The organism is Parapedobacter sp. SGR-10 (assembly GCF_011030405.1).
Classification (GTDB): Bacteria; Bacteroidota; Bacteroidia; order Sphingobacteriales; family Sphingobacteriaceae; genus Sphingobacterium.
On sequence record NZ_JAAJTJ010000001.1, the window covers coordinates 125,965 to 150,687 of the forward strand.

General features: G+C 46.8%; 23 protein-coding genes. 4 read left to right on the forward strand and 19 right to left on the reverse strand.

What is annotated here, in order from left to right; all coding sequences use genetic code 11:
- Nucleotides 1-75: 75 nt before the first annotated feature.
- From G5B00_RS18240 to G5B00_RS00605, 7 genes are all read right to left on the reverse strand, one after another.
- A complete protein-coding gene (locus tag G5B00_RS18240; protein ID WP_255453769.1) occupies nucleotides 76-201 on the reverse strand; it encodes a hypothetical protein in 126 nt (41 codons plus the stop codon).
- A gap of 182 nt (nucleotides 202-383) precedes the next feature.
- A complete protein-coding gene (locus tag G5B00_RS00585; protein WP_163871196.1) occupies nucleotides 384-542 on the reverse strand; it encodes a hypothetical protein in 159 nt (52 codons plus the stop codon).
- Nucleotides 539-1,414: a DUF5675 family protein gene (locus G5B00_RS17980; RefSeq protein ID WP_205966234.1), complete on the reverse strand. Its 876-nt coding sequence runs from the start codon at nucleotides 1,412-1,414 to the stop codon at nucleotides 539-541. The genes G5B00_RS00585 and G5B00_RS17980 overlap by 4 nt, the downstream gene beginning before the upstream one ends.
- 137 nt (nucleotides 1,415-1,551) lie before the next feature.
- Complete coding sequence (locus G5B00_RS00595; protein ID WP_163871302.1) at nucleotides 1,552-2,175, reverse strand: fibronectin type III domain-containing protein; 624 nt, start codon at nucleotides 2,173-2,175, stop codon at nucleotides 1,552-1,554.
- A 298-nt stretch (nucleotides 2,176-2,473) separates the two neighbouring features.
- Complete coding sequence (locus tag G5B00_RS17985) at nucleotides 2,474-2,710, reverse strand: hypothetical protein (protein ID WP_205966235.1); 237 nt, start codon at nucleotides 2,708-2,710, stop codon at nucleotides 2,474-2,476.
- 63 nt (nucleotides 2,711-2,773) lie between these two features.
- Nucleotides 2,774-3,058, reverse strand: coding sequence for a hypothetical protein (locus G5B00_RS17990; protein ID WP_205966236.1), 285 nt, complete (start codon nucleotides 3,056-3,058; stop codon nucleotides 2,774-2,776).
- A 150-nt stretch (nucleotides 3,059-3,208) separates the two neighbouring features.
- A complete protein-coding gene (locus tag G5B00_RS00605) occupies nucleotides 3,209-4,174 on the reverse strand; it encodes a hypothetical protein (protein ID WP_163871304.1) in 966 nt (321 codons plus the stop codon).
- A 123-nt stretch (nucleotides 4,175-4,297) separates the two neighbouring features.
- On the opposite strand from G5B00_RS00605, the gene G5B00_RS00610 reads away from it, so the two are divergent.
- Nucleotides 4,298-5,083 (forward strand): type IX secretion system membrane protein PorP/SprF, encoded by a 786-nt coding sequence (locus G5B00_RS00610; RefSeq protein WP_163871305.1) that lies wholly within the window; start codon nucleotides 4,298-4,300, stop codon nucleotides 5,081-5,083.
- A gap of 46 nt (nucleotides 5,084-5,129) precedes the next feature.
- Here the strand turns inward: G5B00_RS00610 and G5B00_RS00615 are convergent, their stop codons facing one another.
- Nucleotides 5,130-6,341 (reverse strand): MalY/PatB family protein, encoded by a 1,212-nt coding sequence (locus tag G5B00_RS00615; protein WP_163871306.1) that lies wholly within the window; start codon nucleotides 6,339-6,341, stop codon nucleotides 5,130-5,132.
- A gap of 479 nt (nucleotides 6,342-6,820) precedes the next feature.
- Between G5B00_RS00615 and G5B00_RS00620 the strand changes: the two genes are divergently transcribed.
- The gene (locus G5B00_RS00620; RefSeq protein ID WP_163871307.1) at nucleotides 6,821-7,258 is read left to right on the forward strand and encodes a hypothetical protein; all 438 of its coding nucleotides are present in this window, start codon (nucleotides 6,821-6,823) and stop codon (nucleotides 7,256-7,258) included.
- Nucleotides 7,259-7,309: 51 nt separating this feature from the next.
- Here the strand turns inward: G5B00_RS00620 and G5B00_RS00625 are convergent, their stop codons facing one another.
- The gene (locus G5B00_RS00625; protein ID WP_163871308.1) at nucleotides 7,310-8,068 is read right to left on the reverse strand and encodes an NYN domain-containing protein; all 759 of its coding nucleotides are present in this window, start codon (nucleotides 8,066-8,068) and stop codon (nucleotides 7,310-7,312) included.
- Between the two features lie 180 nt (nucleotides 8,069-8,248).
- Here G5B00_RS00625 and G5B00_RS00630 point away from each other — a divergent pair, with 180 nt between their 5' ends.
- A complete protein-coding gene (locus G5B00_RS00630; protein WP_163871309.1) occupies nucleotides 8,249-9,319 on the forward strand; it encodes an AI-2E family transporter in 1,071 nt (356 codons plus the stop codon).
- 86 nt (nucleotides 9,320-9,405) lie between these two features.
- Here G5B00_RS00630 and G5B00_RS00635 read toward each other — a convergent pair whose 3' ends face one another.
- The 5 genes from G5B00_RS00635 to G5B00_RS00655 form a co-directional block, all read right to left on the reverse strand.
- Nucleotides 9,406-10,251 carry an SDR family oxidoreductase gene (locus G5B00_RS00635; RefSeq protein ID WP_163871310.1) on the reverse strand — a complete coding sequence of 282 codons (846 nt, stop codon included), beginning with the start codon at nucleotides 10,249-10,251 and terminating at the stop codon, nucleotides 9,406-9,408.
- Between the two features lie 54 nt (nucleotides 10,252-10,305).
- On the reverse strand, nucleotides 10,306-10,716 hold the full coding sequence (locus tag G5B00_RS00640; RefSeq protein ID WP_163871311.1) for an Rrf2 family transcriptional regulator: 411 nt from the start codon (nucleotides 10,714-10,716) through the stop codon (nucleotides 10,306-10,308).
- A gap of 75 nt (nucleotides 10,717-10,791) precedes the next feature.
- Nucleotides 10,792-11,283 (reverse strand): VOC family protein, encoded by a 492-nt coding sequence (locus G5B00_RS00645; RefSeq protein ID WP_163871312.1) that lies wholly within the window; start codon nucleotides 11,281-11,283, stop codon nucleotides 10,792-10,794.
- A 185-nt stretch (nucleotides 11,284-11,468) separates the two neighbouring features.
- Entirely contained in the window at nucleotides 11,469-11,810 is a 342-nt protein-coding gene (locus G5B00_RS00650) for a four-helix bundle copper-binding protein (protein WP_163871313.1), read from the reverse strand.
- A gap of 181 nt (nucleotides 11,811-11,991) precedes the next feature.
- Nucleotides 11,992-14,244, reverse strand: coding sequence for a sodium-translocating pyrophosphatase (locus tag G5B00_RS00655; RefSeq protein WP_163871314.1), 2,253 nt, complete (start codon nucleotides 14,242-14,244; stop codon nucleotides 11,992-11,994).
- A gap of 105 nt (nucleotides 14,245-14,349) precedes the next feature.
- Here G5B00_RS00655 and G5B00_RS00660 point away from each other — a divergent pair, with 105 nt between their 5' ends.
- The gene (locus tag G5B00_RS00660) at nucleotides 14,350-15,570 is read left to right on the forward strand and encodes a hypothetical protein (RefSeq protein WP_163871315.1); all 1,221 of its coding nucleotides are present in this window, start codon (nucleotides 14,350-14,352) and stop codon (nucleotides 15,568-15,570) included.
- A 30-nt stretch (nucleotides 15,571-15,600) separates the two neighbouring features.
- Here G5B00_RS00660 and G5B00_RS00665 read toward each other — a convergent pair whose 3' ends face one another.
- From G5B00_RS00665 to gyrB, 5 genes are all read right to left on the reverse strand, one after another.
- Nucleotides 15,601-17,502 carry an ATP-dependent DNA helicase RecQ gene (locus G5B00_RS00665; RefSeq protein ID WP_163871316.1) on the reverse strand — a complete coding sequence of 634 codons (1,902 nt, stop codon included), beginning with the start codon at nucleotides 17,500-17,502 and terminating at the stop codon, nucleotides 15,601-15,603.
- A gap of 2 nt (nucleotides 17,503-17,504) precedes the next feature.
- Nucleotides 17,505-19,616 carry a ComEC/Rec2 family competence protein gene (locus G5B00_RS00670; RefSeq protein WP_163871317.1) on the reverse strand — a complete coding sequence of 704 codons (2,112 nt, stop codon included), beginning with the start codon at nucleotides 19,614-19,616 and terminating at the stop codon, nucleotides 17,505-17,507.
- Entirely contained in the window at nucleotides 19,604-21,661 is a 2,058-nt protein-coding gene (locus G5B00_RS00675; RefSeq protein WP_163871318.1) for a helix-hairpin-helix domain-containing protein, read from the reverse strand. The genes G5B00_RS00670 and G5B00_RS00675 overlap by 13 nt, the downstream gene beginning before the upstream one ends.
- Nucleotides 21,651-22,451, reverse strand: coding sequence for a conjugal transfer protein TraF (locus tag G5B00_RS00680; RefSeq protein ID WP_163871319.1), 801 nt, complete (start codon nucleotides 22,449-22,451; stop codon nucleotides 21,651-21,653). The genes G5B00_RS00675 and G5B00_RS00680 overlap by 11 nt, the downstream gene beginning before the upstream one ends.
- 247 nt (nucleotides 22,452-22,698) lie before the next feature.
- Nucleotides 22,699-24,657, reverse strand: a complete 1,959-nt coding sequence (gyrB, locus tag G5B00_RS00685) for a DNA topoisomerase (ATP-hydrolyzing) subunit B (RefSeq protein ID WP_163871320.1) — start codon at nucleotides 24,655-24,657, stop codon at nucleotides 22,699-22,701.
- Between the last annotated feature and the right edge of the window lie 66 nt (nucleotides 24,658-24,723).

Here is a 24,723-nt window from a genome sequence, read left to right on the forward strand (position 1 = left end):
CACTCTACCACTGGCTAATGGATACTCATCAACTTGTAAATCATATGGTTGACAACTCTTACGCAGACTGACATATCAGTACAAAAAGCCAAAGAGCCATAACGGAATCTTATGATGGAAACCATGCGTGATATCATCTGCTACAACATACGCCTTATCAAGACCTTTGATCTGCTTATCTGTTTTATCTAAGTCTTCCATTTTGTTTATCCTAACAAACAAAAACAAGAAAAATTGCTTATTGCAGTAAACAAAATACAATAAAAATGCTTAGTCTAGTAAACAAATTAAGCCAGTAGCAAACCACAAAACTCCCGAAGCTTGCACCCCGGGAGCTCGTATCAATTTGGAAAGAAGTATTATAGATAGCCCTTATGCTACCCTCACCTACCTTGCAGCAGCTTGCTGACGCCGAAGCTGACAATGGCTCCGAGAGCGGCTAAAACCACCGTCTTGACGACATCGTCCACCGTGATACTCACAAAGATCGAGCAGAGGGTACCGCCAAGGGTACCCGTCTGTACGTTAGTCAGCGGTCTCACCGCCATCCTCCTCTCCTATTTGGGGTTGCCGCTGTTCCTCTTTCCCGATCACGGATTCGAGGATGCCGAGTGCCACGGCTACATATTTGACGACCTGCACGACCTTGGCAGGCAATTTGACCGGAGCGGCCAGTACCACCTGTACGGCCTTGCTCAATGTGTTGATGATTTTTTTCATGTACATGTTTTTTGATATTGTTTTGTAGAGACGCAACATTTTGCGTCTCTACGGTTTTACATAATTCGTACGCAAGTACCTTGTAGGGAGCAGATCCCGATTCGAGATCGGGATGACGTGCTTTTTCCCATCGCTGCCGAGCGCGCGACTCCTGTCGCGTGTCCTTCTTTCCTCCCCCTACCCCCTCTTGAGGGGGATAGCGTTTCACAAAGGTTATGAGAAGACAAACGGACGGTACTCCCAAAACTGGATCCTTAATCTTTTTCCTTCCATCTTTGATCCTTATTCCTTCATCCTTGATCTGCAAGAACACTTCCCCTCCCATATCCCACAGGCTGTAGACAAGGGCTTTTAGCCTTTCCAGTGCCTTGCGGCTGTCGGTACCTCGGCCTTCGCCCGTGAGGGTCGTGACCGGGGCAATGCAGCCCAATAGGTCACGCATGGCATCATTGGCAGGGTGGATCAGGATGGCTTCCCGGCCCAGTACAGCAGGTATACCGATCTGTTCGCCGTGCTTGCTGTACATCCTTTTTTCGAGTTTGTACCGTCCCTCGGGGATACAGCTCAGACGGGGAATGTTGTTGTACCACGGCAGCTCTATCGTGTGGCAGATGTGCTCACCTCGGTAGGTGATCGTTCCGTTGGTTCCCTGCGCTCCGTATTTCCGTTGGAGGACGAGGGTGTGTGTTGTCATGGTGTTAGTATTGAGTAGTGGGTATTGAATAAAGGGACACGAGCGACACGCTCGCGCCAGCATGTGGTTATTTGTTTTTTGATATTGTTTTGTAGAGACGCAAGATTTTGCGTCTCTACGTATTGTTAATTCTCCTCTTACCTCACCAATATGCTGGCGATATCGCTCCAATCGCCCGTACCTTGGGTATTGACTGCCCGTACCCTGGCCTCATAGCGATGCGCGACTTCTAACGGGGCGATGATATTGGCCCTGGAAGAACTCGTGGCCATACGATCGCTCCACTCGGGGTCACCGACCTTGCGATACTGGTACTCATAGAGCAATACATTACGCTGTTTTGCAAAATCCAGACGAGCCTGCCCGGATTGGCGACCGTCGGTCATCTTGACGTTCCCGACGCGCAAGGGTACCAATGCCGGAATACGTTCGCCGTTGGTCGGAAACCCCGAACTCAGCAAGGTGGAGAGATGGCCATTGGCTACGGCATTGACATAGTACGCCAGCTTCTGCAGCTCCGCTTCGAGCGGCTGCCTACTCTCGTCTTTCAATGCTGTCTCTTCGGGCGATCCACGCTTGCGCGCCGCAGAGAGCCTTTCCGTAAAATCATCCAGCAGGGCCTGTACGTCGGACAGGGCCGGTGATGGTTGTGCAAAATTTGTGTTGTCCGTCATGGCGCTGATAACCGTGTTAGCGAGCACCACGAGCTCATCGTCTTTCATCCGTGCAAAGCCGATGAGCGCTTTGAATTTAGTTGCCATTCTTTTAGTTGTCAGTGATCAGTCTTCAGTAATCAGTTGGCCAGTGATACCGCTGATCTGTTTATTGTTCTCCTCGCGAGATCGAACAGGACAAACGTAATACACGTTCATCTCATAAATGAAGTTTTGAGAGGATTTGAGAGAAATTGACAGAATGTGACAAAAAAAAAGGCAACCACAGGGCAAAATCATACGATAGCCGCTTGATGTATGTATACATTGATCCTATGTACCTGTACATGCAGACGGAGCCCCTGTACATGCAAGACAAGTAGGGGTACATACAGCATATGTAAGGCTACATGTTGCCAAAGTACGCATACATGTACGACATGAATCCTGACACGTCGTACATGTACGCATACATGAGCGCCATGTACAGGTACATAGCCGCCAAGACACCATACTTGTAGCAGATGTATGCATACATGTAGCCGTGCACCACGTATCCCGGCGACATGTACATATACAAGAGAAAGAAGTACAGGTACATATGCAGGATGTACGGATACTTCGTACACATGTACCTATACATCGACAACATGTATACATACAAAACAGAGAGAAACCGGTCGGGCGGAAGCGAGACCCTCCGGGACTATATCCGTCCTTTCCTCCTGCTCTCTTCGAGTGCCGCAAGAAGGTCTTCCTCAAAATACATATCAAACCCGCTGAGCCTCATCGGGACCAGGAGTTTTTTCTGGAGATTGCGGTTGTAGGTGGACTCGCTCATCTTGAGGTCGTCCATGACCTCCTGTTTCGTCCATTTCCTGCGGCACTGCAAGGGTTGCCTCTGATTGTACATACCTGTATACTGCGCCTGGTCCAGACGGTCGCGGATATCGCGGAGTATGACGACTATTTCGGACATTATCTTTTCCATGGTTAGCAAAGATTGTGGCCCTACACCGAAATCCCGGACGGGCACAGCAAAGCTGGCCGCCCCTGCACAGACCGGTTTATAACTTATGGTTCGGCCCTCGAGTCCATGTCCGGGACCGGGGCCATCTGATACAGCAAATCTTCTTTTTATCTATTTTTGTTGCTCCGGCCAGCAATCCACGGGCTCTTCCCATCCCTCTACGGGCCAGTCTTTATATGCTTCCCAAAAAACGTGTACATGCTTTTGACATCTACGGTTCACTCCTCCTCCGATTTCGATCCGTTCCCTATTTTGTACGCTCAGCCCTTTCTTGGCTGTCGCGTTGAGCCGCACCTCATTGCTGAGGGCCGCTTCCGGCTCGAAGTACAGCATATTGAGATAGCGGCTCCGCTGCACCCGGACGAACCATCCCCCCATCGACCATCCTGCAAGGTCTTTGGGCGTGAGGCCCGTCAGCAGTTTTTCACCGTCCGACAGCAGCAGAAAATAACTGCCCTGCTCATAAAGCATAGCGACAATATCCATAGGCCGTATAGGCCGGCCTTGGCTAGCGGACGATCCATGCCGCGAGCGAAGATAGGCCAGCAAAAAAGAGGGTTCATGGCTAGACAGCCACAGCGTCCATTGTGCACTCGCCCTTAGATCCCTGACGCTCCCTCCTCTCAACAGTATACGGCAGGCGGCAACCCTATGCACCAACAGGGTATACAAGAGAAGCGGAACCAAGAAAAAAGGGAACTCCCGTTGCCAATACGGCGGGTACCGCAGGAGATTGGGTACCTCGTTTTTCACCAACACCTGGATGAACAATGTATTGGCAGACACGACGACGAGCACGGCCAACAGCACGTAAGCCGAAAACCAGAGGTGGGGATTTCCTTTACCACCATCCCGATACCAATACCCATACAGCTCAGAGATGAACAAGGCATACCCAAACAGTATCAAGCTATAGGCCACCACTATGAATATATCATCCCCGGATAGGCCTGCCGTGTATAAAAATACATGATCGCGAAAGAATACAATCATAGACACCGCCGACAGGACAAATGCTGTCAGTACAATCCTTATCCCACGTCGGATTGCAGGCCTGTATCTTGACTTGATAATCACAATACTATTGGTTTTTGCAGAGAAAATACATTAAGGTATAAAAATTATTGAATAACGAGAAATATTAAGTAAATAATATAGGGCAAAATCAAATTCGAGCACACGTGTGCCCGGTGTTAAGATGTGGAGAGAGGCAGGAATCGTGATAGTAAGGGGATCGGTGTTTTTTTGAATGTACAAAATGATGTACATCGGCCGAAATTATCTTTTTTTGATGTACAAAACCATGTACTTCGAGGATTTTCCCTGTTTTTTGCCTTGCTGACGGTAGGTCTGGATGCGAAGCATGCGGCTATGGGTGTTTCAAAAGAAACAGAGTTCTCGGGTTATGTGGCCAAGGCGGTCCGTATCACCGAGGAGGAGTATCTGAGCCTGTCCATGGGGGGAGGTCTGATCCACTTCCAGGGCAACTATATGGGTATCGACGATCAAAACGACCCCTCATTTAGGGAGGATGTCCGGGAGACAAGTGGGTTTCTAAGTATCGGCACGAGTTACTACCGTCCGGACCGCTATTACTTTGGCATATCGATGCCGAGGTTTTCGCTGAGTAGGCAGGACAACGTTGACTACGAGTTCCGTAACGTGTACTACATCACTGCCGGTGCTTTGATCGGTCTGGACGAGGCTTTTCATCTTCGTCCCTCGCTGTTGGTAAGCCATATGGATGATCTGGCACCGCGCTACGACGTGAGTGTGCTGCTGTTCATGGCACGCAAACTGGGTCTGGGCATGGGGGTGCAGAACCAGGGAGACCTGTCGGCGCTGATGCAGCTTAACTTTGGCAACTTTGGTCTCGGCTACAGCTACCAGTTCGCCAGCAAGAGCCATACGCTGAACCAACGTATTTCGACCAATACACACGAGGTCGGGCTACGGTACAGGGTGGGAGGTGTAGGGCTGCTGTAAGCCTTGTCCACCTGTGCAAGTCAGGCGATCAGCACTTTGCCCCCCTTTACAAATTGTGCAATGCCTTCACCATTCGTTTGATCCCTTCGGCCAGGACAGCCCTAGGACAGGCGATGTTGATGCGGATATGCCCTTCGCCATTGTGGACGAACATCTTGCCATCTTCTATCAGCACCCCATGCCGTGCAAAGTCCATCGCTACATTGTTTTTATCTGCTCTATGCTCCAGATAGGCAGAGATATCTACCCAAGCCAGGTAAGTAGACTGCGGAATATAGAACTGCACTTTCGGTACCTCCGCTTCCAGTTGTGTCCGCAGGAAGGCAAAATTGTTGTCCAAATACTGTTTCAACTGCTCCAACCAATCTTCGCAGGAAGCATAGGCCGTCTGTGTAGCCACGATGCTCAATGGAGATAGTACCTCGGCATACAAACGCAGCCATTCTTTCCGCACTGCTTTGTGCGGGATAAACAGATGTGACATCGGGCTCCCGGCCAGATTGAATGTCTTGCTAGGGGCTGTACAGGTGATGATGCGATCATTGTCCGGAAAAAGTCTCGCCAAAGGGATATGCTGCTGTCCCTTGCGCAAAAGGTCACAATGGATCTCATCAGAAATGATCCAAATGCCGTGGCGCCGACAGAGGTCACCCATCTTGCGCAGTTCCTCCTCACTCCACACTCTGCCTGTAGGATTGTGCGGATGGCACAGGATAAAAAGCTTTATGTTCTTCGCTCCATCCGCCAGCTGTCGCTCCATATCTTCAAAATCCACCGTATAATAACCTTCCTGCTGGACAAGGGGACTGTAAAATACCTGCCGCCCGTGATAGTCCCCGGCATGTTTAAAAGGTGCATAAGCAGGGGTATGGATCAGGATATTTTCTCCCGGCTCCGTCAGCAATCCTACCAGGCGATTGAGTGCCGGGACGATCCCCGGAGAGATCACCAGATCTTCTTCCTGGATGGCCCACTCATATCGTCTACGAAACCAAGAGGACAGCACCGCAAAATAACTATCGTCGTATATACGGGTGTATCCCAAGATCTTGCGATCCAGATGCTCCCGAATAGCGTCCAAGACCTCTGGCGGTGTAGCAAAGTCCATATCGGCTACCCATAACCGGATATAATCACTGTCGTCAAAAGGAAATGTCGCATTCTTGTCCGAGCCAAACATAGATTGTCTCCAACCTTCAAAACTGACACTATTGGTGCCGCTACGGTCAATGATCTCGTCGAAATTGTACGTATGCATATATATCTGATTATTTGCCACTTATTGTCGTTATAAAAGACACACATGAGCATCCATCAGCGATAGGTAGGTTTCGCAGTTTGTTTTTTAACAGATCAGCTTACCTGTCTACTTAACCTCCGCTACATGGATATTTCAGCAGTTTTTATTTTTTTTGATAAAAGTACCAATTTACGAATAGGATTTTTGCATACCAAGTCGATATTTTTCTCTTCATTCACCCCAAAAGATGTCCGTAAAAAACTAGCACTGTGCCATATAGAGGATGTCAATCGGATCGAGCTTTTTCTGGAAACAAGAAAGATACACACGTAGACGCGGTACTGAGAGTCCAGATCCTACCGAAGCGTTCCTGCAAAAATAACCAATTATAACTAAGTGAAATTGGCTTTTCACGCGTTGAAATAAGCTGTTGGCTCATTTTGGAAAAAGGGAAAAGAAAAATGTAGCTTATTTGCTTAAAACAAATACGAAAAGCTATGAAAAAATTGCTTGTACTGCTCATGCTGGTCTTATCACTGGCCTCTTGCAAAAAAGGAGAAATAGGACCAGAAGGTCCAGCAGGTCCCGCCGGAAATGCCAATGTTGTTTCTAAGATATTCCTACCGGCAAATATTACCTGGAGGCAGACGACTTTATATGGCACAAACTACGTCACGGCTTCCTTAGACCTTCCCGAGATTACCGATGAGGTCTTAAATGGAGGAAGTGTACAGGTGTATGGAGGTTTTTTCTGGGGCGATCCCTGGAGTGCCTTACCCCTTTCTTATTACGAAAGCGGCCGGACAGTCCATTTTTCTTATGGTATCAAAAAAGGATCTGTAACTTTGCGGATGCATTACTCCAATAATGCCGCACCTACAGCACCGGGGATACAGTTTAAAGTTGTCGTCGTGGGTGGACAGCCGACCCAATGACAACACAGAAAATGGTGATTATACACGAATCCGATCCGGTACACATCATCGTCATCGCAGGCGCAAGTAAATATGCTTGACATGTTTATGCCCTCCGGAATCTCTTTCATCAATTTCAAACCTGTCGACATGCTTTATAAGGTCATACAACTTATTGAATCCATAGTTTCGCGGGTCAAAATCAGGTTTCTTTTTGGAAATCAAATTACCCAAAGAAGCGAGCAAAGCCCATCCTGTCTCGTCGGCCAGATCGTTGACACTATTTACGATAAGCTTCACTGTTTCTTTATCTACCTTATCTATAGCTTTTCGAACAGGTTTGGTCTTCGATCTGGTTACAGATTTTGTCTGTACCTTAACATCTTCCTCCCTCTCTACGGGCTTCAGAATTTCGATGTAGATAAATTTATTACAAGCTGCAATAAAGGGCGGCGGTGTCTTCTTCTCGCCCAAGCCGATCACGAGCATACCCGCCTCCCTCAGTCTTATCGCTAATCTGGTGAAGTCGCTGTCACTCGAAACGATACAGAATCCGGACACTTTTTCGGAATAAAGAATATCCATCGCATCGATGATCAATGCGCTATCCGAAGAGTTTTTGCCGGTAGTATAGCTATACTGCTGAATGGGCGTAATGGCGTTATCGAGCAATACATTTTTCCAACCGGAGAGATTGGGCTTTGTCCAGTCGCCATATATCCGTTTGACGGTGGGTGTGCCATTTTTGGAAATCTCCTCCAACATTTCCTTCACATTGGCGTAAGGCACGTTGTCGGCATCAATCAAAACGGCGAGCTTATGGTCCTGCATGAATCTATAGTTTGCTAAAAAGTAAATATACCTATTATATGCTACAAAATATTAATATAGTTCACTAAAATTCCATTTTTTAAAGGAAGAATGTTTTTGATTCTCAACAACTTTTTTTGTCTGGGCTTGTTATATTCTTGAAAAGAGTACGTTTACAAATCTTTTATTTACTGAAACTGCATGGATAAAACACTTTCTAAAGGGATACAGGTTTCTTTATTCATTGTATTGACCGTCCTTATCTTGTACTTCGGCAAAGAAGTATTAGCTCCGATAGCTATTGCATCTATCTTATCCATGCTCTTTGTCGTCCCCTCGACACGATTGGAGCATAAGGGGCTCCCACGATGGGCCAGTGCACTCCTCTCGGTCGTTATTCTGGCAGCTTGTCTTGCTGGCCTCGTCTTTCTGCTGAACTGGCAGCTACAAAGTTTTGCGGAGCAACTGGACGATATGAAAAAAAACCTCTCTCAGATGCTTTCCAACCTACAGGGATGGATTAGGGAAAGATCTGGTATAGCTCCTAGCGAACAGAAAGCCATCGCAGAAGAACAGATCAAGAACGGATCGGGCAATGGCGGAATGGCACAACAGGTTATCGCCGGTTTTTTTAGTCTGTCTATAGACGTTATTCTGGTATTTGTCTATACATATCTTTTTCTCTTCTATCGGGCTCGATTGAAGAATTTCCTTTTGAAAATAACCGATCTGAACCGTCGGGAACGCACGCTAGAGATCGTAGATTCGGCAAGCCAAGTGGCTGCCAGCTACATGACGGGACTGGCCAAAATGATCGTCACACTATGGATCCTCTACGGGATCGGCTTTACCGCTATTGGAGTAGAGAATGCTTTGTTCTTTGCTATCGTCTATGGGTTATTGGAGCTGATTCCTTTCATTGGAAACCTAACGGGTACAGCGATCACAATACTGGGGGTAACGGCTCAAGGAGGAGAAACTGACATGATTTTGGGTGTGCTGGCTATATACATCGTCGTACAATTTATACAAACTTACCTACTGGAACCACTCGTGGTAGGCAATGAGGTCAATATCAATCCTCTATTTACAATATGTAGTCTGGTCCTGGCAGAAGCGGTATGGGGCATCCCCGGAATGATACTGGCTATACCTATTGCAGGTATTTTGAAGATTATTTGCGACCGCGTCCCCTACCTACAGCCTTATGGTTATCTCATCGGTAGCGACAAGAAGCCTAAAAAACCATTCTGGAAGCGGAAGGCAAATTAGAATAACAGGGCAAAAATTCCGAAGACCCTCTCCTACATTTGCCTTCGACAAACATTAGGAGAAAGTCTCTACATAGCGCATGATGATTAGACCAAAGCCTTTTCAACAATATCAGCCAAAGAAGTGGTCGGGCGTCCGATCAATCTGGACAGTTGATGGCTATCGTCAAACAAGTCGCCTTGGGAAGCACCTACGTCCCAACCTGCTATGGCCGAAGCCAATCCTTCGGGCAGGCCCACTGACTTTAACACTTCAGCATATTCTTCTTCGGACAGGTTGTTATAGGGAATATGCTTGCCTGTCTGTCTGGATATTTCTGCGGCAAGATCCTGCAAGGTATAAGCTGCATCGCCCGCCAGTTCATAGACATTGCCCACATGCCCTTCACTAGTCAAGACAACGGTAGCTGCTTCGGCATAGTCCTCACGGGCTGCTGATGAAATCTTTCCATCGGCGGCACTGCCTACGAACGCACCTGCTGCCAAAGCTCCCGGAATGGAGGCGGTATAATTTTCGGTGTACCATCCATTCCGCAGAACAGTGTAGGGTATTCCCGAGGATTTCAATAATTCCTCTGTCTGCTGGTGTTCTGTCGCCAGGCTCAAGCTCGACGTATCGGCATGGAGCAGGCTGGTGTACACAATCCACTTAACGTTCGCCTTACGGGCTGCTTCGATCACATTCTGATGCTGTGCGAAACGTTGGCCAACTTCGCTTCCCGAAATCAATAGCAAATGATCGATCCCTGTCAGCGCATCCGCTAAAATGTCTGGTTGGCCGTAATCGAACGCTCTGGCCTCGACATTCAAATCAACAGCTTTCTCCGGCGAACGTACCAAAGCAACTATATTTTTGGGGTTTACGTTGTTTTTTAGCTTTTCCACTACCAAACGACCTAGTTGCCCGGTAGCACCTGTAATTCCTATCTTCATATTAATCAAACCTAATTTGTAACAACTTATATTACATTTATGTATAAAAAAATTTCAATCAAACTGTTTCACAAAATCTTGCAATGTCTTCTGTTGGAGTGATGTGCCGATGAGCCTGTCCATTTCGAGAAAAAGACTGTCCAGTTCATCATTAATATCTTTCCCTACGGGACATTTTGGATTGGGGTCAAGATTTTTCTTCCCTAAGATGTTTGCATTTTTAACGACCTGATAGATATCTGCTAAGGTAATCTGATCGGATGGAACGTCCAACATGGAACCTCCCTCTTTGCCTTTCCTGCTCGTCACCCATCCCCGTTCCTGTAAGATCCCCAGTTCTTTTCGGACAATGACGGGGTTGATATGGATACTGCCTGCAATCCAGTCCGAGCTCAGCCATTGGCCGGGGCTCCTGGCTAAAAGTGTCAGAATATGGATGACTGTCGCAAATCTTGTATTGTTCATATCGAAAGCAAAGGTAAGCACATCTTTATTGTAATAAAAATTATTACAATAAAGATTATTCACGTTTTTGTAAATTTATTCATCAGCCTCCTGTAACAGGTCGGCCAGATCCAGTGCCATGGTGTACATTTCTAAGGATCCATCGGGTTTAAGCGGCCAAAGTTCTTTCGGCCGATCCCAATACAGCTCTACACCATTGCCATCGGGGTCGTCAAGGTACAGAGCTTCTGACACACCATGATCACTCGCTCCTGTCAGCGGATAGCGTGCATGGCGTAGTCTTTTAAAGATGACAGCCAGATCTTTTCGGGTAGGGTAAACAATAGCTATATGATAGAGGCCAACAGTATAAGGCTGTGCCTGTGGAAGCCCCCTACTGTGCCAGGTATTCAGCCCTATATGGTGATGATAGCCACCTGCTGAAAGAAACGCAGCCTGATCTCCGTACGTCATTGTCAGTTCAAACCCCAATAAACCCCTGTAGAATGAAAGAGCACGGTCTAGATCAGAAACTTTTAAATGAACATGCCCTATGCGTGTCTGGGGAGGAACGTAATATTCATCCATAATAGTATACTTTCAAAACAAAAAAAATAAACTTACACAAAGATCGCAAATTCTTTAGGCCATTCCACATCCTCTACGATTGTTCCATATGTTAATACAAGCATATGTATGATACAATCATAAACTACAGGTACAGCAGACTATATGCGCACCACTATTTATTAAAATCTATCCGATTAGAGTTCCTAAGCTGCTGCCATCTCTTCACAAGCGATAGCACAGGCACGACAGACCTCGGCGCATTCGCGACAGTGCTCCATACCCATGGCTGCATGCTTTTCACATTCATCTGCACACCTGTTGCATATATCTGCGCATATCCGGCAAAGGTCTTCGCTCATCTGTCCATCCATACTCATTACGCTTACTGCCGCTTCACAAATAGCAGCACATTCCAAATCTAGCTGGATACAGTTTTTAAGGTGTGCTACATGATCTTCATTCAGACACGCTATGGCACATTGGTGACAGACTGCTACACATTTCTGACAGGCTTCTATACAATTTTGAAATTTTGCTTGTATCATAATAGTAAGATTTTGTTGTCTGTATCACAAGAACAAACAAAAGCGGTTTCTGTTCAGGATAATTTACATTGGCGATCCATCTTTCCCGATATATAAACAAAAAGGGGCGACATTATAGTCGGCCCTTTGTATACTGTAGAGACGCAATGCATTGCGTCTCTACAAAAATATATACATATTTTTATTTTCTGGTCAATGTTGTAAAAACATTTTCCTTTTCCACCTTCACGATCTTCTCTTTGGTCTCTACCTTGTCTTTCTTCTTGGCATTATCCAAAGTATGTCCACCCAAAATCGGAGCAATGACCAATCCCACCAGACAAGTCAATTTGATCAGGATATTCATTGATGGGCCAGAGGTATCCTTGAAAGGATCTCCTACCGTATCACCTGTCACGGCGGCTTTGTGGGCTTCCGAACCTTTGTAGGTCATCTCGCCATTGATCTCGACTCCTGCCTCAAAGGATTTCTTGGCATTGTCCCAGGCACCACCGGCATTGTTTTGGAAGATTGCCCATAGCACACCCGATACGGCTACACCTGCCATATAAGCACCCAAAGCCTCCGGGCCCATCACAAAACCGACGATAATAGGTGTAATGATCGTCATAGCGCCCGGCAACATCATTTCGCGCAGAGCCGCCTTGGTCGATATATCCACACACTTGCCATACTCAGGCTTGCCTGTACCCTCGAGGATACCGGGGATTTCTCTAAACTGGCGACGCACCTCGTTGACCATATCCATCGCGGCCCTGCCCACGGACTGCATAGCCAGGGCTGAAAAAACCACCGGGATCATACCGCCGATAAACAAGGCGGCCAATACATCGGCCTTGAAAATATTGATACCATCGATACCTGTAAAGGTCACATAAGCCGCAAACAAAGCTAAGGCTGTCAATGCCGCAGAAGCAATTGCAAATCCCTTGCCCACCGCAGCGGTAGTGTTACCGACCGAATCGAGAATATCCGTTCTTTGGCGCACTTCTTTCGGTAGCTCACTCATCTCGGCAATACCTCCGGCATTGTCCGCAATAGGCCCGAATGCATCAATAGCCAACTGCATGGCCGTAGTCGCCATCATGGCTGAAGCCGCAATAGCCACACCGTAGAACCCAGCCAGCGAGTACGAACCCCAGATCGCAAAAGCAAACAACAATACCGATGAGAACGTAGAGATCATCCCTGTCGCCAAACCGGCAATGATATTGGTCGCCGCTCCCGTAGAAGAGTTTTTCACGATATTCAACACAGGTTTTTTACCCAATCCAGTATAGTACTCGGTAAACGATGAGATCAAACCACCTACGGCCAATCCCACAATCGTCGAATAGAAAATATTCATACGTGAAACCTCTTTCACTCCTTCACCGAAAAACTTCATCTGAATAACTTCGGGAAGCATGTACTGGATCAGGAAGAAACACGCGATGACGGTCAAGATGATCGATGTCCAGTTGCCCAGATTCAACGCCTTTTGTACCTGCGCCTCTTTGGCATCATTGCTGGATACCTTGACAAAGAATGTCCCTATGATCGACGCCAATATTCCTACCCCGGCAATCACGATGGGCAGAAGTATAGGCCCCATACCGTGGAAAGCATCGGTATACACCGTCCCTGTAGCCTCGGACATATCCTTGATAATATAATTGCCCAATACCATGGAAGCCAATACCGTAGCTACATAGGAACCAAACAGATCGGCACCCATTCCGGCTACATCACCCACATTGTCACCCACATTGTCGGCAATGGTCGCGGGATTGCGGGGATCATCCTCGGGAATACCTGCTTCGACCTTACCGACCAGATCTGCTCCCACATCGGCAGCCTTGGTATAGATACCTCCGCCTACGCGGGCAAATAAAGCAATGGATTCGGCTCCCAACGAGAATCCGGCCAACGCTTCCAGCACAACGGTCATCTCGTTATAAAAACTTCCTCCCTCGGTCACAAACATCTTAATAAACAAAAGGAAAAATATACTCAACCCCAATACAGCCAATCCGGCAACACCCAATCCCATGACGGTACCTCCCGAAAATGAGACCTTCAAGGCCTGTGGCAAGCTCTGGCGGGCGGCCTGTGTCGTACGCACATTGGCACTGGTCGCGATACGCATACCGATATTACCAGCCAAAGCCGAAAAGAATGCACCAAACACAAAGGCGACCACAATGATCCAGTGTGTGGTCTCTACCAAGGTAGATACAATAAATAAAGCAATCGACGCAATGACCACGAAGATTAGAAGGATACGGTATTCGGCCTTCAAAAAAGCCATTGCACCTTCTTTGATACTCTTGGAAATAAACTGCATCCTGCTCTCGCCGGAATCCTGTTTCCCGACCCAACTGGCCTTGGAAACCATAAACAAAAGCCCTAATACAGCAAGTACTGCGGGTAAATAAATTAAAAATTGTTCCATACAAAAAACTGTTTAAGTTGGTTATCGAATAAAGGTAAACGTTTTCGGTGAAAAATAAAATCGCTTTCAAAAGAAATCTTTATCTTTGGTCAAATCTATTATTTTATGAAATACCCTCTATTATTAGCTCTAACCCTTTTTCTAAACTTCCACATAGCCTATGGCCAAAGCAAATATCAAAACGGTTATTTCATAGACAACACAAACAAAAAAACGGAATGCCTGATCAAGAATATAGATTGGATACACAATCCGGAGGCTTTTGAATACAAACTAGCGACAGAAGACAAACCCAAAAAACTGACAGTCCATGATGTGAAAGAATTTGGCATTTACAATACGGCAAAGTTTATCCGTGCAGAAAACTTACCGTTGGAAATATCCGCTCACACTGGTTTTGACCTCTCAGATTCCAGTCAGTTCGATTTCGTTGAAAACACAGTTTTCCTTAAATATGAGGTAGAGGGTCCAGCCTCCCTGTTATCGCACGAAGACAAGGAAAAGGTCAACTTTTTTTACTCCAAGGGGAACGGTTCACCCAAACCCTTACTCTATAAACCCTTTTATATCAGACCCAAAATTATAGCCAAAAACGAACAATACAAAGAGGAACTCACCAAAGAACTTAGCTGCACAACATCTACTTTGAACACATCCAATATGAGGTACAGTCGCAGTAGCCTAACAAACTATTTCTTGGCATACAACGCATGTGTATCTGGAAACAATACCGCTACAAAAGTTTATCAAAACCAATCCAAATTCAATATTACACTAAAGGGTGGCGTAGGCTTTGCCACACAAACTTTTTTGGACATAAAGCATGAGTTTTTTGTTCCACAGGCAGGTATTGAGGTCGAATATATTTTCCCGAGACTCCACAAAAAATTCAGTGTATTGGTAGATCCAAATTTTTCCATGGCTAATGACGAAAACAAAGCCAGCGACCTTCTTTATGCCACATACAAATACAAGGGACTCAATGTGCCTGTGGGAGGCCGATATTATTACCACATCAATAGCGCGAGTAGCTTATACACGACTGCGATGTTTGGCATTCGGTTTCTTGCCGGAACAAAGAGAGAACTGCACAAAAAAGGCTATACTTCCTCTTCTTTTACGCATACTTATGACGGAAATTACCAATCCTCTTCGTTCATCTTATCTGGAGGCATAGGCTATCGACATGGCAAGAGGATACGTACCGAAATCAAATACACGTCCGATATTGACCAACAAGGCGGTTCTCCCGACGCCAAAAAGACAATCTCAAATCAGCATCGCCTGCAAAAAATTGACCTTGCTATCGGCTATACCATCAATTAGCCCATGCTGGTTCCGGGTATCCATCGAATCCTAAACAGGCTGAATCCACGAATACACCTCCTCATCCACCTCCACCTTGCCATCGTCTACCAAGCGGCGTAGGATCTGTATACGTATGCTTTCGTCCCCAACAGAGATCGAATCGATCAAATCGTGCAGATGCAGAGGCTTTTCCGACAAAAGCACCCGTATCTGTTGTTCTATCTTCAGCTCCTGATCGGCTTTATGCTTTCGCACGAGGCAAAGATCACATTCGCCACAGGTCTCGGCATCCTCTTCTCCAAAATAGGCCAATAAGGCTTGGCTTCGGCAGTCTTTGGTATCGAGATAGTGGTAAATGGCCTTGAGCTGCTCTTCTTTGATATCCTTCTGCTCTCGGATGAAATCGGTGTCTATATACAGGTTTTTATAATCCACCCTATGCTGCAAAAACTGCAACTGTGGCTGATCCGTACTCTTGTGATAGGACAGGATCTCCTGCTGCTGCAAACTGTTGAGCATACCGACGATGGTTTCATAGGAAACATGCAATTTCTTGGCAAACTCGTACTCATTGATCGGCACATAGAAATCAAATACCCCTCCATAAGTGCGAAGAATAGCCTTGATCAACGGGTCGTATTTGACCGACTGCACCTGAAACTTGTACAGCTCCTGAAAATCCACTTCAAACTTCAGACGGGAGGGAATGTACACCGCATCCGACAAGGACAGCCAACCGTCACGCTCCAAAAACTTCAACGCACTGATCGTCTCCAGCACATCAAGATCGTACTTCTTCGCAAAGGCGACCAGATCAAAGTCAAATGTCAGATCCTTGCCAGCGCCATAAGCTATCTGATAATAATTGTGCAGATGATGGTAGACCTGCTGGATAAAGAGCACGGGCGGAAAACTGGACTGCAACGAATCCCAGAGCCTGTCCCTATCTTCCTGCTGATACAGCAATACAGGAAAAGCCTTCTTGCCATCCCGTCCGGCACGTCCGGCTTCCTGGTAATAGGCCTCCAACGAATCGGGGATGTCCAGGTGGATCACAAAACGTACATCAGCCTTGTCTATCCCCATGCCGAACGCATTCGTGGCCACAATGACCCTGATCTTGTTGTTTGTCCAGGCATCTTGCTTTTGCTCCCGATCCTTGATAGAAAGTCCCGCATGGTAATAATCGGATGGTATACCGTGATTGAGCAGATAGCGGGCTACCTCCTGTGTCTCCCGTCTGTTGCGCACGTAGACCACACCTGTGCCGCCCATTTTATGGACGATACGCAACATCCTGCCCATTTTGTTTTCCTCATCCAGGGCCATATAACCCAGATTGGGGCGGGCGAAGCTCATTTTCAATACATTCGGAGCCTTAAAGTGAAGCTGCTGCTGTATATCGTCCACGACGCGAAGGGTTGCCGTAGCCGTCAGGGCCAATATAGGAATCGTAGGATGCAACTCCCGCAATTGGTGCAATTGCAGATAAGATGGTCGAAAATCATACCCCCACTGTGAGATACAATGGGCTTCGTCTATAGCAAACAGATTGACCTTCATGTAGCGTATACGCTCCTTGACCAGATCAGAGTGCAGGCGTTCGGGAGCCAGATAGAGAAATTTGATCTTACCATAAACACAATTGTCCAGGGCAATGTCGACCTCCCTATAGCTCATGCCCGAATAGATGGCGAGCGCTTCGATACCATTGGCACGGAGGTGTTCGACCTGATCCTTCATCAAGGCGATCAACGGACTGATCACAATGCATATCCCCTCCTGCACCAATGCAGGCACTTGAAAACAAACGGACTTGCCCCCACCCGTAGGCATCAGCGCAAGGGTATCCTTCCCCCGCAAGACAGAATGGATAATATCCTCCTGCAACGGGCGGAAAGTATCGTACCCCCAATATTGTTTTAATACGGCATGTATGTCCTGTTCCATAGCTAATCCCTATCCCAAACATACGCAAAATTATCTTTCAGCCCATACACACGAAAAGTTTTCGCATTGACCTTTTTTTCAAAGTCCGACACATATTTATCACTATTGCTACCATCCAAAATCACCATCCCCCCTGCCTTCAGATTTTTCCGTATACTATCCAATGTGGCTCGGTTATTCTTGCGCCACACCACTATATCCACCGAGTCCGATCCCTCTGCCCGCCATCTATCCTCGACCAATGCCACGCGATACTCGCCTATGTGGATGATACTATTCTGTCTGCCCTCTCCGCCTATACGGACAAACTCGATCTTGTCTACATCGCTGTACCGCATCAGATCGGGCAACACACTGAATTGCAGATTAGGATGCATGAGGGAATCGTATGAAGAATACAGCAGCACCTTTCCCCGGTCGATATGCGCCAAGGCAAAAGCCGAACGCATATTATATATTTTCATACCCGAATAACGGCTCTTGTGTACAGACGTATACCCCGTTATCGAAACCATTCCCACGATCATGCACCCCCCCAATAATACGGCCCGTTTGCTCCTGCTGTTCAATGCAACTACCGTAGCAAGCACAAATACCAATCCCCCTAACAGCAGCGGAACCGGCCAATCAATACCTCGTACAGTGGCAAAGGGCAAACGCTCTATCCAACCCAAACCCTCCAACAAAAACACCAACAGAAAGTCCAATACCTTAGCGAAAAAGGCACTAAGCACCGCAATCGGACAACAGGCCAGCAACAGCCCTACATACATGATCCCCGTGCTCGGCAAGGCAATAAACAGATTGGCCAGCAAAAAATAGTTCGGAAACTGTCCGAAATAATACAGCACAAAAGGTAGGGTAAACAGTTGTGCCGCCACAGATACATAGCAATACTCGACTACCCACGCCAAATATTTATTGTTGGGCAGATAGAGCGTACACAGCAAAGGATACAGCAGCAGAATACCCAACATAGCCATATAAGACAGCTGAAAACCCACGTCAAACAATGCCTTCGGGGAAAACAGTAGGATAAAGAATGCCGAAGCCGCAAGTGTATTGAGAGGGATCTGCTTCCTTCTCACCATAAGGGACAGCAGAAAAAAAGAAATCATGATACCCGCACGCAGAATCGGCGGAGCCATACCTGTCAGAATCACATAAGACCATACCGATAGCAAGATCACCGTACAGCGCAACACCTTGCCATAGCGAAACCTGTCCATCCACCCCAACAACAGGGTCAAAAAACCAAACACCAAACCCACATGCAAGCCCGACACACTCAGCACATGGATCGTCCCTGTATTGGTAAACGCACGCAACGTCGCAGCATCGATCTGCGAGCGGTAACCAAAAATCAGCGCTATGGCCACTTGAAAGGCACGCTTGTCCTGTTGGTAAGTTTCAAATTTCTCAATCAGCCGCTGGCGGAACTGCAAAGACCAAGACACCAGGAAATTGCCTTCTCCTGTGGAAACCAACTTATACTGATCGGATGACAAGTAGCATTGATACCCGATATCCTTATTGGCCAGATAAGTGCGATAATCAAATTCATAAGGATTGTAAGGTGGCGGCACAGCTTTGATCGTATTTTTAATGGCAATGACATCGCCATATTGTAAAGGATTCTGCACACTGTCCTTTTCCTCTCTAGCGAGCGTAACCATAATAGTGCCAGTGACACGAAAGGAAGAATCCGCAGTTTGGGCTGACTTGATCCGTAACGGAAACCGAATACTTTTCTCCCGAAAGACAGGTTCATCGATGATCTGTCCGGTGTACTGCCCCGCCTCCATGGACAAAAAGTAGTTTTGTTGATAGACAGGATTTGTCTTGATGACCGACCAATACCCCAGCAATCCCCAAAAAAGGAAGATAGATAGGGCTTGTAGGATCTTCCATACCTTGCGTCCGCGGCTATAAAAATTCAACCCTATACTGATCAACACAAGGAAAAACAGCATCGTCCATACCCACGCTCCTCCGAGGAATTCCACCGCAAGATATTGTGCCAACAGAATCCCCGACACATAGGGCAACAACACCTTGGCAACCGGAACTTTACCAAGCGAAAGTCTCAATATATTTTGTGCTACCACTGCCATCTCAACTGTATTGTGATATCCGAACGTTTGTCTCCGTCTATCCTGTCCAACCCCGAGCCGATCTCCTCCTTATCGGCATATTTCGTGATGGCATAGCGGGCCCATAGATCCATTTTCCGCAGTAACCGCCAGCGTACATTCCAATAGGCACGTATACCTTTATCATAGTACATCGGAAATCCCGAAGCATAGAGGACATTACTCTCATAGGCATATATCCTCGCATTGTACCCTTGCGTATCAAAAAATGCCATCCTCACATTACTCTGCACCTTGCCCCGCAAGCCCCGCCAGGCCACATCCTGGTAAATCAGCCATCCACGTGCGTTCTCCTCCTGTTCTTTGTCATACCGACTTCCTTCCAACCGACTCCGCGTAGACCATGTATCGCTCCATTTGTACTGAAACTCTAACCGCAACTGGTTGCGTACTACATCGGCCAGAAGATTCTCATGCCGTGTATCGGGCAATAGGTTTTCCTGCCGTAACCTCTGCCTATACCGCACCTTGATCGCTCCCTTCTTATACCAAGAGTAAGTAAATTGGGTCAAAAAATCCGTACCCTGGCTCGGGGCATCCACACGGTACCGTAACCAGGGGAAGTGAAAGACATCCATATAGGCGACCCACTCTATCTTGCGGCTAGGATGGTAGACAAGTCCTGAATACACGCCTTTTTCATTCCCGACCTGCGAACCTTCGCCCAATGAACGGGCGTAAAACTGCCGATAGTCCCGCGCATAATTCCGGTAATGAACGACCGCGGACAACTTGGGGTGCAGACTCGCCAGAATACCGCTATTGACGGCCGATCCACCGCCAAAGCTCTTGGCTGCTTCACCAAACAGATAGAGGTTGCGGTAGGTATAATTGTAATGCAATCCCAGTTGCTGTAGAGATTTTCCCTCGAAATCAAACTGCTGGTAGAGGTTTGTTCCGCGTTCTACCGTTCCGGTAAAGGAGGTAGACAGGTAGGTCAATCCCACCTTGAGCCGTTGATAGCTGTAGGCAATATTCGTCCCATAGTTAAGCTGTCCTATGGCTTTTCGGTAAGACTGCTCTGTAGGGGTGCGGTGCAGACCAGAGTAGTTGATAGTCGTGATCGTAGCCCCTCCCTCTTCGGAAGGTTCTACCTTACCGGACAACCTGTTGTACGACACAAAAGGTGTGACCTCAAACTGTCCCAAAGCGAATGTACCCGATATGCCGCGATGAAAATTGCTTTCGTTCATCGAGGAATAGGGCACCAATCCCCGACCTTGCCGCGCCGCACTGCTGATCCAGGCACTTTTACCAAAACTGAGTCCATTCCACAGGATCAAGCCTTGCCCAAACTGTAAGGCATAGTCTCCTACGACAATCTGTTTGACATGGCGGTTTATCTCCTGGACGGCCAAGTGTCCCGAATAGAAATCAAAACCCAAACGTTGTTTTTCCTGAAAAAAAGGCTCCCCGGCATCCTTTTCCATATTCAACGCCAGACGAATTTTGTTGTCATAATTCAGCCTGTAGCGGACGGAATAGCGATTGGGATCACCCAAATACCGGGAACGGTTCTCATCCTCGATCATATAGCCTTGCTGCTTTTCTATCATTCTCCCATAGCGCAACAATATCATCTGATCGGCTTCTTTCCACACATCTTTGGTTTTTAGGTTCTTCCACAGGACAGGTGGTTTGACATCCACAAACAACCGCAACAACTGGATTGTCTGAAAATCCAGGTCACGGATACCTTGCAGTTCGAGGATAGACAAAAATTCGCCTGCTATCATCCGGTGGTACAACAGGCTTTCGATCTGCTTGGGTGAAAGGAAAACCAAGTCGGCCAATTGTTTTTCATCTGCCGTATTGAGGTTCAAGGGCTTCTTTTGATAATCCAGCAGGCGGTCTATCACTTCGCTCATATCCACGTCTTCGGAGAGCTCTTCGGGCAAGGCTTCCATCAACAATTCTTCCAGATCCACGGCTTCCTGTTGTGAAAAACAAGGTAGTGTCACACACAACAGCGAGAGGGCGATATAGATTCCACACCTAAAAACCATAAGCCAATGCCAATTGCGGAGAAGTGCCTAACCGTGGATGAAAGGAAGAAGCCATATCCGCTCGAATATTCTTCCAAACTATGCCTGCCCCGGCAAAATATTGTAAGGGATGTGATGCAGCTCCGCCTCGTAGGAATATCCTTGAATCAATCCCATACTCTATACCTCCCCGATAATCAAACTTCGTATGAGGATCGTAATATACGTCTGAAGCGATACGCAGCCCCTCCACAAGTGTATAACAAAATCCCATTCCGTATTCGGTCGGCACATATTGTAAGACATCATCTCGATAAGAAGCCCTGCTGACATTTCGTGCCAATGCACCTAGTATCAATCTTTCATCTATAGCATACTGAAAGCCCAAATCAAGAGAAACCGTATGGTCACTGTCATAATTTTTGACGTAATAGCGATGATAATTGACAGATATTCCTGCTGAAAATGACTGTCCAAAACATCGGGCATACGCTCCTCTCAGTGTCAGCAAACTGGAAACACCTTGCAACCCATGATTATTGGCACCGAGAGCGAGGGTATGGGTTTCCGAAAGGGGCATCGCAAAATAAACAGCTTGTGTACGGATTTCGGAAGATAGAAAATGATATTGATAGGCTGCCGCTACCTGCACTTCGTCCAACGAAGCAATGCCAGTCGGATTGTTCGAGATACTATAGACTGCGGTTTGTCCTAATCCCGTATTGCCCATACCCAAAAACGGAGCTGCATTGAAAGTCTGAGCGTGAAGGTTCAGGGCAAACAGAAGTGAAGGAATCAGTCTGCAAACCATAACCTAGTACAATTGATCTCCCTAAATGTAGGAAAAATTAATTAAACAAAGGAAATTAAATTAAACTTTAATAAGAATTACAGCCTAAAGTTTTCTATATAAGCAAATTTTGTTTAACTATAATGGTGAAGATTTTGCATAAAAAAGACTTCCGAAGTTTTTAGAAACTTTGGAAGTCTTACATTAACACTTACACTGGCACACGAAAGGATTCGTGCACTGGCAGGGCCTATTTAGATAAAGCGAGTTAAATATCGATCTTCGCATACCGGGCATTCCGCTCGATAAACTCGCGACGCGGAGCGACTTCATCACCCATCAACATGGAGAATACGCGATCACATTCAGCGGCATTCTCGATGGTCACCTGGCGCAAAGTACGATACTCAGGGTTCATTGTAGTATCCCACAATTGCTCCGCATTCATCTCACCAAGACCTTTATAACGTTGTACGTGTACGCTATCCTCTTTACCTGCCCCTTTCAGACGCTGTATAGCAGCAAGGCGTTGGTCTTCAGTCCAGGCATATTCCGAATCTTTTCCTTTCTTGACCAGATAAAGCGGTGGCGTAGCAATATAGACATAACCTTTCTCGATCAGCTCACGCATATAGCGGAAATAGAAAGTCAATATCAATGTCGCAATGTGGCTACCGTCCACATCAGCATCCGTCATGATGATGATCTTGTGGTAACGAAGCTTAGCCGTATTCAATGCTTTCGGGTCCTCTTCGGTCCCTACCGATACGCCGAGCGCCGTGAACATATTCTTGATTTCTTCGTTCTCATAGATCTTATGTTCCATGGCCTTCTCTACGTTCAGGATTTTACCCCTTAACGGCATGATGGCTTGATAGTTCCGGTCACGGCCCTGCTTTGCCGTACCACCTGCTGAATCTCCCTCGACAAAAAAGATCTCGCACAGCGCTGGATCGTTGCTCGCACAGTCTGCCAATTTTCCAGGCAATCCCGAACCGCTCATGACCGTCTTGCGTTGTACCAGATCACGCGCTTTACGTGCGGCTGCCCGTGCCTGGGCAGCAATAATGACTTTCTGGACAATAGTCTTCGCTTCACGTGGATTTTCTTCAAGGTATACACCCAAAATTTCACCCACAGCAACATCTACAGCACCCATCACCTCGGTATTACCAAGCTTGGTCTTGGTCTGTCCCTCAAACTGAGGTTCAGCGACCTTGACCGAAATAACGGCTGTCAACCCTTCGCGGAAGTCATCTCCGGTCACTTCGACCTTCGAGTTTTTCAGCAAACCCGAATCATCCGCATATTTCTTGAGGATACGTGTCAAACCCCGACGGAAACCTGCCACATGGCTACCACCTTCTATCGTATTGATATTGTTGACATACGAGTGCACGTTTTCCGAATAGGTATCGTTGTACTGAAACGCCAATTCTACCGGAATCCCTTGTTTGATACCTTCCAGATAAATCGGCTCCGGAATAAGCGGAGTACGGTTGCCGTCCAAAAACTTGACAAATTCCTTCAATCCACCTTCGGAATAGAACTCATCCGATTTCTGCGAACCATCATCGTTGGTTTCACGTTCGTCGGTCAATGTCAAGCGTATACCTTTGTTCAGGAAAGCCAATTCACGCAGACGGTTGGCGAGTGTATCGTAATTGTAGACAACAGTCTGTGTAAAGATCTCCGTATCCGGGGTGAACGTCACAATTGTACCTGTCACATCGGACTTACCAACTTCCTTGACCTCATACATCGGCTTACCTCGCTCGTACTCCTGATGGAAAATCTTTCCTTCACGATGCACTTCGGCTTTCAAGTGTGTAGACAAGGCATTCACACAGGATACCCCTACGCCATGGAGACCACCGGAGACCTTGTAGGTATCCTTGTCAAACTTACCTCCCGCATGCAGAACGGTCATGACCAGTTCCAATGCAGATTTATTCTCTTTTTTATTGATACCGGTCGGGATACCACGACCGTTATCCTTTACCGAAATCGAATTATCTTTGTGTATCGTGACAAATATCTCTGTACAATATCCTGCTACAGCCTCGTCTATGGAGTTGTCTACGACTTCATACACCAAATGGTGCAAGCCCTTAGGCCCTGTGTCACCAATATACATAGAGGGTCGCTTACGTACAGCTTCCAACCCTTCCAATACCTGGATATTATCCGCCGAATACGTACCTGGATTCTTTTTTTCTTCGCTCATGCAATTATTTTAAAAATCAGATTTTTACCTTTCAAAGGTAACAAAAATCATCGATTTTAGCAAGTA

Excerpts from the sequence above, each read along its gene's own strand:
- G5B00_RS17990 (WP_205966236.1), bottom strand. The coding sequence starts at position 3,058 with ATGGAAAAGATAATGTCCGAAATAGTCGTCATACTCCGCGATATCCGC.
- G5B00_RS00625 (WP_163871308.1), bottom strand. The coding sequence starts at position 8,068 with ATGCAGGACCATAAGCTCGCCGTTTTGATTGATGCCGACAACGTGCCT.
- gyrB (WP_163871320.1), bottom strand. The coding sequence starts at position 24,657 with ATGAGCGAAGAAAAAAAGAATCCAGGTACGTATTCGGCGGATAATATC.
- G5B00_RS00645 (WP_163871312.1), bottom strand. The coding sequence starts at position 11,283 with ATGGATGAATATTACGTTCCTCCCCAGACACGCATAGGGCATGTTCAT.
- G5B00_RS00595 (WP_163871302.1), bottom strand. The coding sequence starts at position 2,175 with ATGGCAACTAAATTCAAAGCGCTCATCGGCTTTGCACGGATGAAAGAC.
- G5B00_RS00660 (WP_163871315.1), top strand. The coding sequence starts at position 14,350 with ATGAAATACCCTCTATTATTAGCTCTAACCCTTTTTCTAAACTTCCAC.
- G5B00_RS18240 (WP_255453769.1), bottom strand. The coding sequence starts at position 201 with ATGGAAGACTTAGATAAAACAGATAAGCAGATCAAAGGTCTTGATAAG.
- G5B00_RS17985 (WP_205966235.1), bottom strand. The coding sequence starts at position 2,710 with ATGTATAGGTACATGTGTACGAAGTATCCGTACATCCTGCATATGTAC.
- G5B00_RS00635 (WP_163871310.1), bottom strand. The coding sequence starts at position 10,251 with ATGAAGATAGGAATTACAGGTGCTACCGGGCAACTAGGTCGTTTGGTA.
- G5B00_RS00615 (WP_163871306.1), bottom strand. The coding sequence starts at position 6,341 with ATGCATACGTACAATTTCGACGAGATCATTGACCGTAGCGGCACCAAT.
- G5B00_RS17980 (WP_205966234.1), bottom strand. The coding sequence starts at position 1,414 with ATGACAACACACACCCTCGTCCTCCAACGGAAATACGGAGCGCAGGGA.
- G5B00_RS00670 (WP_163871317.1), bottom strand. The coding sequence starts at position 19,616 with ATGGCAGTGGTAGCACAAAATATATTGAGACTTTCGCTTGGTAAAGTT.
- G5B00_RS00640 (WP_163871311.1), bottom strand. The coding sequence starts at position 10,716 with ATGAACAATACAAGATTTGCGACAGTCATCCATATTCTGACACTTTTA.
- G5B00_RS00655 (WP_163871314.1), bottom strand. The coding sequence starts at position 14,244 with ATGGAACAATTTTTAATTTATTTACCCGCAGTACTTGCTGTATTAGGG.
- G5B00_RS00675 (WP_163871318.1), bottom strand. The coding sequence starts at position 21,661 with ATGGTTTTTAGGTGTGGAATCTATATCGCCCTCTCGCTGTTGTGTGTG.
- G5B00_RS00665 (WP_163871316.1), bottom strand. The coding sequence starts at position 17,502 with ATGGAACAGGACATACATGCCGTATTAAAACAATATTGGGGGTACGAT.
- G5B00_RS00680 (WP_163871319.1), bottom strand. The coding sequence starts at position 22,451 with ATGGTTTGCAGACTGATTCCTTCACTTCTGTTTGCCCTGAACCTTCAC.
- G5B00_RS00630 (WP_163871309.1), top strand. The coding sequence starts at position 8,249 with ATGGATAAAACACTTTCTAAAGGGATACAGGTTTCTTTATTCATTGTA.
- G5B00_RS00650 (WP_163871313.1), bottom strand. The coding sequence starts at position 11,810 with ATGATACAAGCAAAATTTCAAAATTGTATAGAAGCCTGTCAGAAATGT.
- G5B00_RS00620 (WP_163871307.1), top strand. The coding sequence starts at position 6,821 with ATGAAAAAATTGCTTGTACTGCTCATGCTGGTCTTATCACTGGCCTCT.